The 15342-nt window shown below is 56.9% G+C and carries 15 protein-coding genes and 1 tRNA gene; 9 read left to right on the top strand and 7 right to left on the bottom strand.

All coding sequences use genetic code 11. From position 1 onward, the window contains the following. Positions 1–111 precede the first annotated feature (111 nt). Genes KQI10_RS05855 through KQI10_RS05845 form a run of 3 tightly spaced genes read left to right on the top strand, consistent with a single transcriptional unit; the run spans position 112 to position 2748 of the window. Positions 112–993: a carbohydrate ABC transporter permease gene (locus KQI10_RS05855; RefSeq protein WP_216566474.1), complete on the top strand. Its 882-nt coding sequence runs from the start codon at positions 112–114 to the stop codon at positions 991–993. Next, positions 986–1762 carry a carbohydrate ABC transporter permease gene (locus KQI10_RS05850; RefSeq protein ID WP_216566473.1) on the top strand — a complete coding sequence of 259 codons (777 nt, stop codon included), beginning with the start codon at positions 986–988 and terminating at the stop codon, positions 1760–1762. The genes KQI10_RS05855 and KQI10_RS05850 overlap by 8 nt, the downstream gene beginning before the upstream one ends. Beyond that, complete coding sequence (locus KQI10_RS05845; protein WP_216566472.1) at positions 1759–2748, top strand: hypothetical protein; 990 nt, start codon at positions 1759–1761, stop codon at positions 2746–2748. The genes KQI10_RS05850 and KQI10_RS05845 overlap by 4 nt, the downstream gene beginning before the upstream one ends. A gap of 63 nt (positions 2749–2811) precedes the next feature. Here the strand turns inward: KQI10_RS05845 and KQI10_RS05840 are convergent, their stop codons facing one another. Next, complete coding sequence (locus KQI10_RS05840; protein ID WP_216566471.1) at positions 2812–3741, bottom strand: LysR family transcriptional regulator; 930 nt, start codon at positions 3739–3741, stop codon at positions 2812–2814. Positions 3742–3951: 210 nt separating this feature from the next. Between KQI10_RS05840 and citD the strand changes: the two genes are divergently transcribed. From citD to KQI10_RS05810, 6 genes are all read left to right on the top strand, one after another. After that, the gene (gene citD, locus KQI10_RS05835; RefSeq protein WP_216566470.1) at positions 3952–4254 is read left to right on the top strand and encodes a citrate lyase acyl carrier protein; all 303 of its coding nucleotides are present in this window, start codon (positions 3952–3954) and stop codon (positions 4252–4254) included. Next, complete coding sequence (locus tag KQI10_RS05830; RefSeq protein ID WP_216566469.1) at positions 4251–5165, top strand: aldolase/citrate lyase family protein; 915 nt, start codon at positions 4251–4253, stop codon at positions 5163–5165. Before citD ends, KQI10_RS05830 begins: the two co-directional genes overlap by 4 nt. After that, a complete protein-coding gene (gene citF, locus KQI10_RS05825; protein WP_216566468.1) occupies positions 5162–6718 on the top strand; it encodes a citrate lyase subunit alpha in 1557 nt (518 codons plus the stop codon). Before KQI10_RS05830 ends, citF begins: the two co-directional genes overlap by 4 nt. A 110-nt stretch (positions 6719–6828) precedes the next feature. After that, on the top strand, positions 6829–7386 hold the full coding sequence (locus KQI10_RS05820; RefSeq protein WP_253285177.1) for a chromate transporter: 558 nt from the start codon (positions 6829–6831) through the stop codon (positions 7384–7386). Then, a complete protein-coding gene (locus tag KQI10_RS05815; RefSeq protein WP_216566467.1) occupies positions 7383–7910 on the top strand; it encodes a chromate transporter in 528 nt (175 codons plus the stop codon). Before KQI10_RS05820 ends, KQI10_RS05815 begins: the two co-directional genes overlap by 4 nt. Before the next feature lie 379 nt (positions 7911–8289). Further along, positions 8290–8367: transfer RNA gene (locus KQI10_RS05810), tRNA-Arg, on the top strand. A 207-nt stretch (positions 8368–8574) separates the two neighbouring features. Here KQI10_RS05810 and KQI10_RS05805 read toward each other — a convergent pair. The 6 genes from KQI10_RS05805 to KQI10_RS05780 all read right to left on the bottom strand — a co-directional run bounded on the left by KQI10_RS05805 (position 8575) and on the right by KQI10_RS05780 (position 15304). Beyond that, positions 8575–10281: an amino acid ABC transporter ATP-binding/permease protein gene (locus tag KQI10_RS05805; protein ID WP_216566466.1), complete on the bottom strand. Its 1707-nt coding sequence runs from the start codon at positions 10279–10281 to the stop codon at positions 8575–8577. Further along, positions 10281–12020, bottom strand: coding sequence for an ABC transporter ATP-binding protein/permease (locus KQI10_RS05800; RefSeq protein ID WP_216566465.1), 1740 nt, complete (start codon positions 12018–12020; stop codon positions 10281–10283). Before KQI10_RS05800 ends, KQI10_RS05805 begins: the two co-directional genes overlap by 1 nt. A 10-nt stretch (positions 12021–12030) precedes the next feature. After that, positions 12031–12375, bottom strand: coding sequence for a nitrous oxide-stimulated promoter family protein (locus KQI10_RS05795; RefSeq protein WP_216566464.1), 345 nt, complete (start codon positions 12373–12375; stop codon positions 12031–12033). Next, complete coding sequence (locus tag KQI10_RS05790) at positions 12372–12773, bottom strand: YbaN family protein (protein ID WP_216566463.1); 402 nt, start codon at positions 12771–12773, stop codon at positions 12372–12374. Before KQI10_RS05790 ends, KQI10_RS05795 begins: the two co-directional genes overlap by 4 nt. Before the next feature lie 149 nt (positions 12774–12922). Continuing rightward, positions 12923–15019, bottom strand: coding sequence for a heavy metal translocating P-type ATPase (locus tag KQI10_RS05785; protein ID WP_216566462.1), 2097 nt, complete (start codon positions 15017–15019; stop codon positions 12923–12925). A 3-nt stretch (positions 15020–15022) separates the two neighbouring features. Then, positions 15023–15304 carry a DUF6110 family protein gene (locus tag KQI10_RS05780; protein ID WP_216566461.1) on the bottom strand — a complete coding sequence of 94 codons (282 nt, stop codon included), beginning with the start codon at positions 15302–15304 and terminating at the stop codon, positions 15023–15025. Positions 15305–15342: the final 38 nt, after the last annotated feature.

The raw sequence follows: 15342 nt of genomic DNA, 5'->3' as shown, positions 1-15342 counted from the left end.
CCTGTCCCAGCTGAACGAGCCGGACGGGACGCCCACGGACGCGGACATTGAGGCGCTGGCACAGCAGGTCTATCAGGGCCTGTGGTGGCATCTGGCGGAGGGTTAAAGTATATGAAACAGGTATCCAAAAATACACGGCGCTGCGCCCGGGAGGGACTGCTTCTGGTCCTGCCGCTGACGGCGGGCTGTGGGCTATTTTACGCGGTCCCCTTTCTGATGGTGCTGCAAAACTCCTTCCAGCGGGGCACGGGCAGATCCCGGGAATACGTCGGCATTGAGACCTACCGGAGTATGCTGCGCAGCGGCGTGTTCCGGCTGGCCTTCGGCAACACGCTGAAATTTCTGGCTGTGGCCCTTCCCCTGATTATTCTCCTGTCCTATGCCATCGCGCTGCTGCTGAAAAACCACGCGCGGAAGCATGAGGCACTGAAATCCGTCCTGCTGCTGCCCTACATTATGCCCGTGGTGGGCACGGTGCTGCTGGTGGAGCTGCTGTTTGCCCAGACGGGGCTTGTAAACAGAGGGCTGTACACTCTGGGGCTGCCCGTAGCGGACTGGCTTCACTCCAAGGCGGCCTTCTGGGTGGTGATTGCCCTGTACCTGTGGAAAAATACGGGCTACAGCGTGATCCTGCTCCTCTCGGGCCTTATCACGATCCCCGAGGACCACTATGCCGCCGCCTCTCTGGACGGCGCCACGGCATGGCAGCAGCTGCGCTATATCACCATGCCCCAGATGTGGTACAGTGTGTTTTTTGCCGCGGTGTTTTCCCTGATTAACGCGTTCAAATGCTTCCGGGAGATTTTTCTCATCGGCGGGACGCACCCGGACCAGAGCATCTATATGCTCCAGCACTTTATCAACAACGCCTTTGACAAGCTGAACTACCCAAAGCTGGCGGTGGCCTCCGTGCTGCTGCTTCTGGTCCTGACGGTGCTGTTCGCCCTGAGCTACCGCTGGGTCAGGCGGAAGGAGGCATACAAGGATGCGTAAACGCCCCGCTTATTTCTCCTCCTTTGCCGCCGTTCTGCTGACGGCGCTTTCCGTGATTCCCTTCCTGTACGTATTCGCCAAAAGCCTGCTTTCCGCCCAGAACGGCTTCACGCTTTCCTATTACTATCAGGTATTTCTCGCCCAGGAACAGTATCTTCTGCGGTTCTGGAAGAGCCTGGGGCTGTGCCTGTGCATCACGGCGGGACAGGTGGTTGTATCCACCCTGGCAGGCTACGGCTTTGCCAAATGCCGCTTTCCCGGGAAGAACGTCCTGTTCTTCCTGCTGATGGTGCTGATGATTATGCCCCTGCAGGTAACGCTGGTGCCCAACTACATCATGCTGGACAAGCTGGGACTGCTGGATACCTATTACGCGCTGGTGCTGCCTATGATCTTTGTGCCCCTGGGTACCTTCATTATGACGCAGAGCTTTCAGGCCGTGCCCAATGAGACCATTGAGGCCGCCCGGCTGGACGGCTGCGGAACCCTGAGACTGATCTGCCGCATTGCGCTGCCCATAAACAAGGCAGGACTGATCTGCACGCTGCTGCTGTCTTTCCTGGACGGCTGGAATATGGTAGAGCAGCCCATGGTTTATCTGGAGGATTTCGGGCGCTATCCCATTTCCGTAGCCCTTGCCTCGGTGCCGCCGGAGGACCCCACCGTACAGCTGGTGTGCTGCATTCTGGCCGCTCTGCCGCCCCTGTTCCTGTTCGCTTACTTTAACCGGGAACTGGTAGAGGGTATCGCCCTGGGAGGAGAAAAATGAAAAAGCAAGCCCTATGTTTCGGAAGCCTCATCCTGTACATTCTGATTGCCTGCACCATCGTGTCCGGCTGGATCGAGGCCACCATGATGACCCAGGTAGAACAGGGACCCGTCAACACCAAAGCCGCCCACGAGGCTGTGACCCGGGAGCTGCCGCCCCGATCGCTGTTCGCGGACCAGGAGGGGCTGCATCTGTACGAAATCTACGACGGCACCGGATGGGAAAGCGGCAAACGCATCCGCGAGGTCAGCGGCTGGTCCCTGACCGGCGAATGCGTGTCCATCTCCGGCTTTCCCGATACGGCCTACGTCTTCTCCGCCACCCGTCAGCCGAAAGCCGGAGAACAGGTTCTGGTTCTGGAAAAGCCGGACCGGGGCGATGATGTGTACCTTGCCCTTTTCAAAGAGGGCGTCCCCGGGGAATTGGAGCTTCCCATGGAGGCAGCAAGCAGCACCCGGAGCAGCAACGCGCTTGTGCTGGAAATGAAGAATTATACAATTCCCTTCATGGAGCATCGCGCCAAATCCGTCTCCCCGACGCTGGAAAAAGCGGATCGGATTTTCAGCATCGGGGATGTCCGGCAGTTCTTCGGCCAGCTTCCGGCCATAGGCGCCCTGGCGGGGCTCCTTACCGCCGGGCTTGCCTTTTTACTGTCCGCCTTTGTACTCTGGAAGCGCAGGCATGGTCCGGCCCTCGTGAATCTCTGTCTTTCTGGGCTGTGCCTGTGTCTGACGGCGGTGCTGCTGCAAAAAACCACTCTCCCCGCCTCCCTGCTGCCCAGAGAAAGCATTCTGGAGCTTTCCTATTATCGGGGGGAATTCGCCGTCCTGACCTCCGGTCTCTCCGGCTTCCCGGAACTTCTGGAAGAGCTTTCCGCCGCCGGAGCCGCCGCCCGGACCCGGGGACTGCTCTATTTCGGATTGAGCGTCGGTCTGTTTCCGCTGCTGCTCCTTGCGGAAAACCTGCCGGTCCGGCGGAACGCGTAAGCAAACATACAGCCCCCGCGTGAATCCGGAAAGGATCCGCGCGGGGGCTTTGTACTCGTTGGACTACTTCTGGGAAATCCGTTTTCCATGGGTACTGTGGGCCAGCACAGAGGCCGTAATGGAAACGAAGTCCCGGATATACTTCTTGGTGTTTTCGTCGTTGCGGTAGCAGGCGTAGAAATGGCGGTGGTTCTCATAATCCTTCAGCGGATAGAACGCGCCGCCGGATTTGAACACGAAGTCATCGGCATACACATCCGGCAGCACCATGCACGCGCCGCCCTTCAGCGCGACCCGGCGGGCCACCTCCAACGCGGAAGTCTCCAGAAGGATCTTCGGCCGGATATTGTAGCGCCGGAACAGGCGGTCCTGAATGATCCGGGAGGAATGGGAGCTGTCCAGGGACACGAACATCTCCTTTTCCACGGTTTCAAGGCTGATGGGTGTTCCGGAAGGAACAAGCTGGGCCAGCTGGCTGTCCCTGCCCGCCAAAATGCCGATGGATTCCTTTTCGATCAGCTCATAGGCGATATTGGCTTCATTCGCCTCCAGAGCCGCCAGGGCGAGATCGATCTGTCCCTTTTGCAGCAGCCCCTCCAGGCTGGCGGAGGCGGCCTCGGTCAGCTCGATGGTCACATTGGGATAGGCTTTTGTAAAAATGGGAATCACATCCGGCAGCACCTGCATGGCCCTGGTAATGCTGATGCCCAGGCGCAGGCGGCCGCCGTCATCCCGGCGGATGCTCTCGATTTCCTCCTTCAGCTGGGTCTCAATCTCCAGCATGGCCTCCACTGCCCTGAGGTAACGCTCTCCGGCATAGGTCAGGTGGAAGGGCGATGTGCTGCGGTCAAAAAGCGGCGTACCCGCTTCGTCCTCGATCTGGCGCAAGGTCTGGCTCAGGGAGGGCTGGCTGATATAGAGCTGTTTTGCGGCGGCCGTGATGGTTCCATATTTGGCAATGGTCTTGAAATACAGGGCCTGCTTCATATTCATATAATTTTCACCACTTTTTTACAGCATTTTCACGAAATCTATTGATTCTGGACAATACAGATTATAAAAGATTTTTTATATATGTCAAGCATTTTTGCTGGAATATTCGACATGAATTATACTTGGATAAAGAATTAAGTATTTGAATTTGGGATTTTCCTATGTTATCTTATTGTCATCAAAAATACAAAACCTGTAGGGAGGATCAACATGGAAATTCTGAAATCTGCCGCAGCAGGCACTTTGGAATCCAGCGATGCCATGGTCACCGTAGAGCCCGGCGAAGACGGCATCCAGCTGGAGCTTTCCAGCAGCGTTATGAATCAGTATGGCCGCCAGATCAAGGCAACGATCCTGGAGACCCTGGAGCGTCTGGACGTAACGAACGCCCACGTGACCGTTGTGGACAAGGGTGCTCTGGACTGCACCCTGAAGGCGCGGGTAGAATGCGCCGTGTTCCGCAGCTGTGACGCGTCCAGCGCCAACATTCCCTGGGGAGGTGCGATTCGATGATTAGAAGACCCAAGCCTGAACGGTTCCGCCTGCGCAGAACCATGATGTTCATGAACGCCCAGAAGCCCGGCCTTATCAAGGATGCTTACATCTACGGCTGTGACTCCATCATGCTGGACCTGGAGGATGCCGTGGCGGAAAACCAGAAGGACGCCGCCCGCTTCTCCCTGTACCATGCCCTGACCACCATTGACTATGGCAATACCGAAGTCATTGTCCGTATCAATGGTCTGGATACCCCCCACTGGCAGGAAGACATCCGTGTCTGCGTGGCCGGCGGCGCCGACGGTATCCGTATTGCCAAGTGCGAAAGCGCACAGGATGTTCACACGGTCGAGGCCGCTGTGGAAGCTGCCGAAAAGGAATTCGGCGTGGAAGTGGGCCGCACCCTGCTGATGGCCGCTCTGGAGAGCCCCAAGGGTATCCTGAACGCCTATGAAATCTGCTCCGCTTCTGACCGGATGTTCGGCGTTGCCATCTCCGGCGGCGACTTCCGCAAGTGCATGCAGACCAAGTTCAGCCCTGACGGCGTGGATATGCTGGCCGCAAGAGGCCAGATGCTGCTGGCCGCCCGTGCCGCCGGCATCCAGTGCTTCGACACCGTGTTCACCGACCTGGACGACAACGAGGGCTTCAAGGCTGAGGTCCTGCAGAACAAGGCCATGGGCTTTGACGGCAAGAGCCTCATCAACCCCAAGCAGATTCGCCTGGTCCATGAGGTCTTCGCGCCCACCGAAAAGGAAGTCAAGCAGGCTGAGGCTGTTGTCCGCGCTTACAAGGAGCAGTCCGCCGCCGGTGTCGGTGTGTTCACAGTTAACGGCAAGATGATCGATATCGCCTTCATTCCCGGCGCTGAGCGTACGCTGCGTCTGGCGAAGGCCTGCGGTATGTATGAGGGGGATTTGGTATGATCAACGCAGTAGGCAGAGAAATTCCTGACGCGCTGCTGGTAAACGGCAAGGAAGTTTACCAGGGCAAGAACTATATGGACGGCAAGTACCTGCACAAGGCTGCCCCCACCACCCGCCGCTATGAGAAGCCCCAGGAGAGCAAGATCGTCGCGACCCTGGCGGACGCCCTGAAGCAGTGCGGCGCCAAGGACGGCATGACCTTCTCCTTCCATCACCACCTGCGTGACGGCGACTATGTGGTCAACATGGTCATGAAGGCCGCCATTGAGGAGTTGGGTCTGAAGGACCTGACCATCGCCGCAACAAGCCTTGGCAGCGCCCATGATCCCATCGCCGATTATATTGAAGAGGGCAAGGTCATCGGCATCCAGACCTCCGGCATCCGCGGCCGGATGGGCGAGGTCGTTTCCGCCGGAAAGCTGAAGACCCCCGCCATCATCCGTTCCCACGGCGGCCGTCCCCGTGCTATCGAGGCCGGTGAGGTTCACATTGACATCGCCTTTGTGGCTGCTCCCACCTCCGACTGCGTGGGCAACTGCCGAGGCATCGGCGGCAAGAGCAACTGCGGCTCCATGGGCTACGCCATGACCGACGCCAAGTATGCCGACCATGTGGTGGTAGTCACCGACTGCCTGGTGGATTTCCCCAATATGCCCGCCTCTGTGGAGGCCATTGATGTGGATGCCGTTGTGGTGGTGGATTCCATCGGCAACCCCAAGAAGATCGCCTCCGCCGCCGCCCGCATCAGCCAGAACCCCCGGGATCTGATGATGGCCGAGAACGTGGCCAAGGTCATTGCTTCCACCCCCTATTTCAAGGACGGCTTCTCCTTCCAGACCGGCGTCGGCGGCCCCTCTCTGGCAGCCAACCTGTTCCTGGAGAAGTATATGGATGAGCGGAACATCAAGATGGGCTGGGCCATCGGCGGCATCTGCGGCCCCATGGTGGAGCTGCTGAAGAAGGGCAAGGTCGGAAAAGTCATCGACGTGCAGGACTTCGATCTGGATGCCGTCAACTCCATCAACCAGACCCCCAACCACTTTGAAATGTCCGCCTCCCAGTACGCCAACCCCGCCAATAAGGGCGCTTTCGTCAACAAGCTGGACTTCGTGGTCCTGGCCGCACTGGAAATCGACACCGGCTTTAACGTCAACGTGCTGACCGGCTCTGACGGCGTGCTTCGCGGCGCTCCCGGCGGCCACCCCGATACCGCTGCCGGTTCCAAGGTCTGCATTATTGTGACCCCCCTGACCCGTGGCCGCATGGCTACCGTCTGTGAGAAGGTCGTAACTGTCACCACGCCCGGCGACTGTGTGGACGTTCTGGTTACCGATTACGGCATCGCCGTAAACCCCCTGCGTCCTGACCTCATCGAGTGCCTGGACAACGCAGGCATCCCCCATGTTTCCATTGAGAGCCTGAAGGAGAAGGCCTACTCCCTGGTGGGCCGTCCCGATGACCTTCAGTGGGAGGACAAGGTAGTCGCCGTCCTGGAAGCCCGCGACGGCACCATTCTGGACGTAGTCCGCAAAATCAAGCCCCTGTCTCTGTAAAACATTCAGGGGGGCAAAAGCCCCCCTTTTTGTTATGAATTCCCAGCATTGTTCTTTATTTGTTAAATATGCTATACTGTCGGCAAAGAAAACCGCAAAGGAAGCGAAGTATGAAGAAAACAAAATTGAAAAAGATTTGGGAGATGTTTATTTACTTCTTCCGCATCAGCTGGTTTACTTTCGGCGGAGGCTGGAGCATTGTGGCCCAGATGCAGAAGGATTTCGTGGACGGAAAGCACGAGTTGACCGCCGAGGAGCTGCTGGACATCGTCAGCGTGGGCCGCAGTCTGCCCGGCACCATGATTGGCAATGTAGCCTATCTGTTTGGCCACCGGCAGGCGGGCGTTCTTGGCGGCATTGCGGCTACCGTCGGCATGGTCACGCCGCCTATGCTCATCCTCTCTGTGCTCACTTACTGCTACACCATGTTTAAGGACAACATGTGGATTGCAAAAATGCTGCAGGGTGTCCGCGCCGCGGTGGTGCCCATTATTCTGGTTGCCGCTCTGAAGCTCAGAGCGGGCGCCTTTCCCACAAAAATCTGCTACGTCATTGCAATCGCTGCCTGCGTTTTGAACGCGTTCCTGAACGTCAACTGCGTTCTGGTGATTCTTCTGGCTGTCGTGACCGGCCTGATTATGGGCAAATGGAAGGAGGCAGAGGCATGAGTGTGCTTTTCCAGCTCTTCTGGAGCTTCTGTCAGATTGGCTTTACAAGCTTCGGCGGCATGTCCATGGTGCCGCTGATCAACGACGAAATGGTCAGCCACGGGTGGATGAATGTCTCGGAGGTCTCCGATATCGTCGCCATTGCCGAAATGACTCCCGGCCCTCTGGGCCTGAACTGCGCCACCTTTGCCGGAATGCGGGTGGCCGGTATTCTGGGTGCCATTATTTCCGTTTTGGGTGTTCTGACTCCCACATTCACGCTGTGCGCCGTGGCCGCCGTATTTTTTGAAAAGTTCAAGAACAGCCGAGCGCTGAAGAATATCATGACAGGTGTGCGCCCGGCGGCACTGGGAATCATCGCCGCCGTCATGATTGACCTGAGCAGAACAAACTATCTGGTAAACGGTGTCTTTTCCTGGCGCGCCGCCGTCATCGCTCTGCTTGCCTTCTATCTGCTGGCCAGGCGGAAATGGAACGTCCCCAAAGTCATCGTCCTCTCCGCCCTGCTGGGACTGCTCACATAAAAAACAGGCCGCCAAGGCCATGAGTGGGATTTCATTGGGGCCGCCGCAAAAGCGGCCCCTCCCCTATTCAGCGGTCGCTGGGGCCGCCGTCGGTGTCATCAAAGATCAGGTCGTCCAGATCTTCCAATACTCTATGTATCCGTTCCACCATGGATTCTCCTTTCTTCAGAAAAACTATTTGACAGTATACGCCGTAGGGCGCGAAAAATGTGCCGATTTTTGCTTGACAAATTATTTTTTCTCAAGTAAAATAGCTTGGTTGTAAGTCTCCGTAGCTCAGCAGGATAGAGCATCCGCCTCGTAAGGTTATCCTCGAACACCCGCCTCGGGCCTCAAGGTGGATGGTTGGAAGTACAAAAAAGAGGTCACAATTTCACACGCCCCAATAGCTCAGTTGGATAGCAGCGATCGCCTCCTAAGCGATAGGTCGGAGGTTCAAATCCTCTTTGGGGTGCCAAAAAGTGCCTAGTTTTCCGAAAAAGCAAGGAAAACTAGGCACTTTTTGATTTTTTCTTATTTCGGGGATAAGTTGATTCTACAGGGCAATGGAGCTGTTGTTTGGGCATCTGATTCCGGAAAGAGATTTTGTGCTTCAGCCATTTCTGAAATGGAACACTGAGGCGAGATTTGTCAAGGGTTTTTTCGCTATTTCACGCATCTTCCACTAGGAGATTCTTCCGTTTTCCATTTCGTAAACCACCTGGGCTGCGCTCATAGTGGAGGCTCTGTGGGACACCAGGACAACGGTTTTCTGTCCGGCGGATTCTTTCAGGGCTTTGAGGATGATCCCTTCGTTCAGGGAATCCAGGTTGCTGGTGGGTTCATCCAGCAGGAGCAGCGGGGCGTCGTGGAGGAAGGCTCTGGCGATGCCGATGCGCTGCTTTTCGCCGCCGGAGAGGGTGTCTCCCAGCTCTCCCACCTCCGTGTCATAGCCATTGGGAAGGGTCATTACGAACTCGTGAAGGGATGCCTTTTTTGCTGCCGCCATGATTTCCTCTTTGGAAGCGCCGGGCTTGGCAATGGCGATGTTATTGGCAATGGAATCATGGAACAGGTGGGTCTGCTGGGTCACATAGCTCTCCATATCCCGCAAGGCCTTGGTGGGAACGGTCTTTACATCCCTGCCGTCAACGGATACGCTGCCCTGGGAAACATCCCAAAAACGCATCAGCAGTTTTAGGAGGGTAGATTTTCCGGAGCCGCTGGCTCCGTGGATACCGGTGATCGTGCCGGGCCGGAGCTTCAAAGAGTAGTCCTTCAAAATCTGCTCCCGGTCATAGGAAAAGCTGACATGCGCCGCCTCCGCTCCAGAAAAGTCATGGGCAGTTTGAGGTTCCTCCCCGGGAATCTCCTCCACAGCTGGGGTCTCCTCCAAAAGGGACAGCACCCGCTCTCCGCTGGCCAAGGTCTGATTCAGGTTGTTGGACAGGCTGGAAAGAGCTACCACCGGGCCGAAAGAACCCATCATGGCAACGGTACAGGTCAGAACAGTGTCAAAGCCCGTAAGGCCCCAGCTATACAGTGTCATGGTCAGGCCCAGCATTCCGAAAGAGGCCAGCAGGATGGCCAGATTTGTACAGGCACGTTGAGTACCTTCCAGGCGGCTCAGGGTCTCCTGCTGTTTTCCCAGGTCCTGGGAGCGGCGGGTCATTTCTGCTTCCCGGGTCTGGCCCTGGCCGTACTGAATGGTTTCGTCCAGCCCCCGCAGGGAATCCAGGGTGAAGCTGTTCAGGTCCCCAAAGGCCGTCCGAAAGGCCATGCCCTGCTGGCCGCCCCGCTTCCCGTTTAGCATGGGGATTAGGACCCCCACCGTCAGGTACGCCGTCAGAGCCAGAAATCCCGCAAGATAGTGATAGCTTCCCAAAAACGCAACCATGATGCCGGAAGTGAGAATGGCGATGGCAATGGGAGAAATGGTATGGGCGTAGAACACCTCCAGCAGCTCAATGTCTGTGGTGATGATGGAGATCAGGTTTCCCTTGTCCCGCCCCTCCAGCTTGGCCGGGCAGAGCTTGCGCAGAGCCTCAAAGACTTTGTGGCGAATAATGGCCAGCAGCTTGAAGGCAATATAGTGATTGCAGTACTGTTCCAAATAGTGCAAAATCCCCCGCAGCACCGCCAATATCAGCATCAACGTAAGGATCGTTTTGACCGGCACGTCAGAAAGGACGGGCTGGGCCATAGGCACGGCAGCCGTCAGCCCCCGCAAAATGGCCTGCTCCGCCAGAATCGTCAGAGAGATAGCGCACAGGTACCCCGCCGTTCCAAGGATAATGGCCGCCAGCATCAAGGGCAGCAGGGGCTTTACCAGACCGATAAGCCTTCCCATGATTTGCAGACCACTTCTTCGTTTTGCTTCGTTCCGCTCCATCAGGCCACACCACCTTTTCCGTAGCACTCCAGTGCCATTTGGCTGTCAAACAGGCGGCTATAGGCCCCTTTGGCCGCCATCAGTTCTTCATGGGTACCGCTTTCCTGAATTTCTCCATCCCGGAGAAAATAGATTTTATCCGACTGCACCACATTGGCAAGCCGGTGAGAGATCAACAGCACCGTCTTTGTTTTTGCCAATTCGTGGATCACTTCCATGATCAGTGCCTCGCTTTCCACATCGATATTGGAGGCCGCTTCATCGAAAATATAAACCGAAGCCTCTCTCCGAAGCAAAGCTCTGGCAATGGCCAGGCGTTGACACTGGCCGCCGGAGAGATTGGCTGCCTTTTCCAGCAGCTGCGTTTGCAGTCCGGCCTGGGTCTCCAGGAATCCCAGCAGATTCACCTTTTGCAGCACAGCCTCCATTTCTTCTTGTGTGGCATCGGGCTTCGCCATTTTCAGGTTCTCCTCTACCGTACCCTTGAACAGGTAACTGTTGCTCCGAACCAGCACCACCCGTTTCATAAGTTCTTCTTCCCGCACCTGGGAAAGAGGAATGCCGCCAACGGTGACGGAGCCTGAATACCCCCGGTTCCTGCCGCCCAGTATTCCGGCAACGGTGCTTTTCCCGCAGCCGGATTCACCCACCAGGGATACAAAGCTTCCGGCAGACAGACACAGATCAATGCCTTTCAGAATCTCCCGGTCCGCTTCATAGGAGAAGTGAACATCCCGCAACGCAACATCCAGCGGCCCCGCCGGAAGGGTTTTCTCTCCGTCCTCCTGCTCCGGCAGGTCCAGGAGGCTGAAAATTTTGTCGCTGGCCGCCATGCCGTTCATGGCGATGTGAAAGAAGGAACCCAGCAGCCGTAGGGGCAGAAAGAATTCGCTGGCCAGCAGAACGATTGAAAGCGTCCCGGAAAGGGACAGCGTTCCCCGCAAAAATTCCGTCACCGCCACCGCCATGCCGACAGCCGCCCCGCCGTAGGCCACCACGTCCATAACGCTGGTGGAGTTGAGCTGCATGGTCAGAACCTTCATGGTGATCCGGCGGAATTTCTGGGACTCCCGGTCCATCTCCTCCGCTTTCAGCTGGTCTGCCTGATAGATTTTCAAGGTTGTAAGCCCCTGTAGATTTTCCAGAAAGGAATCTCCCAGCCCTGTGTAGGCACTCCAATATCGGTCCAGCAGCTTTTTGGCGATTTTCTGCACCACCACGATGGAAATAGGAATCAGGGGCACGCAGAGCAGCAAAATGCAGCTGGCCTTGAAACTCACCGGGCTGAGCACCGCAAACAGGGTCAGGGGTGCCAGCAGACTGTAAAACAGCTGGGGCAGGTATTTCCCGAAATAGGTTTCCAGTTGCTCCACCCCCTCCGTAGATACCTGCACCACCTCCGAGGAAGACACCTGCTGGCTGTAGGAGGCCCCCAGCCGAAGCATTTTTTCGTAGATTTTTTCCCGCAGGACACGCTTTACATCCACACAGGCAAGATACGAGGCCCTGGCCTGTCTCCGCTCGCACAGGAACCGAAGTGCCGGAACCAGGACAAAAACCAGCCCTGCCCGCAACACATCCTGCCGGGTGCATGTACCGGACACCATCTGTTCCAGCAGCCCCGCCATGGTAAAAACCGCCAGGATTTGGGTCAGCAGTGCAATCCACTGCCATAAAACCGTGAACGCAATATACTTTTTCGACTGGGACAGCAGTCCCACCAATCGTGTTTTGATCATCTTATTTCTCTCAACGTTTTCTTTTATTCTGAAGTCTGCACACCAGATGCCAGATAGCCATCCCTGGATGATACAGCAGCATTCTGGGGCCTGAAAAGGCCATGACCTGCCGGATGCGCTGCCGCATTTCCGGTTTGTAGCAATGCACCTTGCAGTTGGAGCAAAATGTCTTCTCCTCCATAAATGGACACTTCTGGCTTCTGCTTTTTGCGTATTCCAAAAGGTCCTGACAGTCAGGACAGCACGCCCTACCCGGCATGGTCTCTCCCGGATGCTGCTTCCGGCAGTACAGCCGGATCATTTCTTCCAGTACGCACTGCTCCCGCAGCCGTTTGTCTTCCACATAGTCCTTCATTTTGATGCCTCCAACGTCCCGTTGGCGGGTATGGTCCTGATTCGCAGCAGGAAATACAGCAAATGGCATACCCAAACCACCGCAATGCAGATCCTGCCTATGGGGGCGTTCTTCATGCAAAGAAAGCCCAGAGCCATCACCGCCGTCACCATGGCCATGATCCGGCATTTTGTTCCCGCCGTCATGGCCCGTTCCTGCACAAAGCTGCGCAGATGCTTTTGATACAGCCCCGTACCCTGAAACCAGTCGTGCAGCTTCCGGGAGCTTTTTGCAAAGCAGAACAGAGTGGACATGTAAAACGGAACGGTAGGCAGAACAGGGACCACCACGCCGACGGTGCCCAGTCCCAGACACACAAAGCCCAGCACGATCCAGAGCAATTTGAATGGATTTTTCATCATCTTCTCCCGGTATTCATAAGTATTTTGGTTGTATGATTGTTAGCTTTCGCTAACATCCATGTTATAAAATAAGCTGTCATTTCTTTGACAGCATGTAGACCGCCGGGAGCGAAGAAACAGATTCGTTTCTTCGCCCCCGGTTTTGATCATGTTTGGGAAGCGTTCTCTTCATCCAGAAGATCCGTCATGTTTTTCAGACTGATTCCCAGAGTAGAGCCGTTGTGCAGCAAAGCAGAGGTGGTAGGCGGCAAGACCCCCGCCACGCCCAGGGCAATCAGGGACAGGTTGAAGCCCACGATGAAGCGGTAGCTGCCATGGATGCGGCCCATCAGAGCCTGGCTGAGCTTTCGCAGGATCACCAGTTCAAACAGGTTTTCGGACGCAACGGTAATGTCCGCAATCTCCCGTGCGATGGCGGCACCGGTGGAAATTGCAATGCCCGCATCCGCTTCCGACAGGGCGGGAGAATCGTTGACACCGTCGCCCACCATGATGACGGTGTGGCCCTTTGCCTTTTCGGCCCGGATGAAGGCGGCCTTGTCCTCTGGCAGGACCTCGGCGTAAACCGCGTCCACGCCTACCTCCCGGGCCACGGACTCCGCCGTGCGGCGGTTGTCGCCGGTCATCATGACCACGTTTGCAAAGCCGCTGTCATGCAGGGCCTTTACCGCCTCCCGGGCCTCCCGGCGCAGGGGATCGTGAATGCAGATCACCGCCGCCAGAACGCCGTCAATGCACAGATACAGGTGGGAGTAGGCCGCCGGAATGGCATCGAATTTTTCCTGTTCTTCCGCCGGAACACGGCAGCCCTCGTCCTCAAAGACAAAGTGGGCACTGCCAATGATGACCTTTTTCTCCTCCACCATGCTAGAAATACCGTGAGCCACCACATACTGGACCTGGGAATGGTATTCCTCATGGGAAAGGCCCCGGTGCTTGGCCTCCTCCACCACGGCATTGGCCATGGAGTGGGGGTAGTGTTCCTCCAAGCAGGCGGCAAGCCGCAGCATTTCCGCCTCCTGCTGCCCGCCGAAAGGAATGACGGCCGCCACGGTGGGCGTGGCATAGGTCAAGGTGCCGGTCTTGTCAAAGACAATGGTATCCGCTTTGGCCACCGCTTCCAGGAACCGGCCGCCCTTGACGGAAATGTGGTATCCGGCACTTTCCCGCATAGCCGACAGCACAGCAATGGGAATGGCCAGCTTTAAGGCACAGGAAAAATCCACCATCAGCACCGCCAGCATTTTGGTCACATTCCGGGTCACAAGGTAGGTCAGTGCCGTGCCGCCCAGGGTGTAGGGTACCAGGTTGTCCGCCATCCGGGCGGCCTTGTCCTCGGCGGTGGATTTGAGCTTTTCCGACTCCTCGATCATCCGGACCACCCGGTCATACCGGCCGGAGCCGGAGACCTTCTCTACCGTAATGACACACTCGCCTTTCTCGGCCACGGTGCCGGCGTAAACCGGGCTTCCCGGTCTCTTAGCCACGGGCATGGATTCCCCGGTGAGAGAGGACTGATTGACCATGGCCTCTCCCTCTACCACGCTGCCGTCCAGCGGGATCATGCCTCCGGTGCGGATAACGATGCGGTCCCCGGGACGGACGGAACGGACATCGGTCAGTACCTCCGTCCCCTCCGTCCGGAGCCAGACCTTGTCCACCTTCAGACTCATGGCAGAGGCCAGATCGGCCACGGACTTTTTGTGGGTCCACTCCTCCAGAATCTCCCCCAGCCGCAGCATGAACATGACGGAACCGGCGGTATTGTAATCTCCCCGGAGAATGGACACCGCCACAGCGGTGCCGTCCAGCACCGCAACAGACAGCTTTCGGTGCCACAGAGCCAGAAGTCCCTCCCGGATGTACTTGACGGAGCGAAGCACCGCCAGAGCCGAAGTGATGGGCACCGGCAAAAACAGCCGGGAGACACACCGGCGCATTACGGTGACTGCCAGCTTGTCTTCAAATTCCCGGTTCAATGCCCGGGAGGTATGCTCCGGCACCAGCTCCAGCTTTTCCGCCTTGGCAAAGGAAAAGGCAGCCAGGGCGCGAACCACCCCGGTTCGTGTCCCGTCATACACCACCACCGCGTCCTGTGTCCGGTCATAAACCTTCACGGACTTCACGCCCTCCACAGACAGCAGATAGTATTCCAGTACATCCGCCTGGGAAAGGGTCATCCTTCCGCAGCAAAGGTGTACCCGCAGCCGCCCGGGAAGGTCATGTTGGATCGTGCATTTCATGGGTCACTCCGCCTGGCTTTCCTCTGTTTCCTCGGAGGTGTCCTCTACCACAGTTTCTGCCTCCGCCTGGGTGCGGCGGTCATTGATGGCCTGGGCCTCGGCGTAGATGTCGTCAGCACCCTCCCGCACCGCAGTGACGGTAGTCATGACACTGTCCTTTGCCCGCAATGCGGCGGCTGTGGTCTGGGCGTAGGCCTTTTTTGCGTCCTTGCTGGTCAGAACCTTCAGCCCGGCGGTGCCAAAAAGCACACCGGCGGCAAACAAACCAATTTTCTTCATGTCCATTTTAATATTCCTCCTGATATGGAATGTATATAGATAAA

Origin of the sequence: Pseudoflavonifractor sp. MSJ-30, from assembly GCF_018918045.1 — a bacterium.
Taxonomy (GTDB): Bacteria; Bacillota; Clostridia; order Oscillospirales; family Oscillospiraceae; genus Faecousia.
The sequence above is the reverse complement of the archived record's forward strand: the minus strand, read 5'-3'. Positions and strand labels throughout refer to the sequence as shown.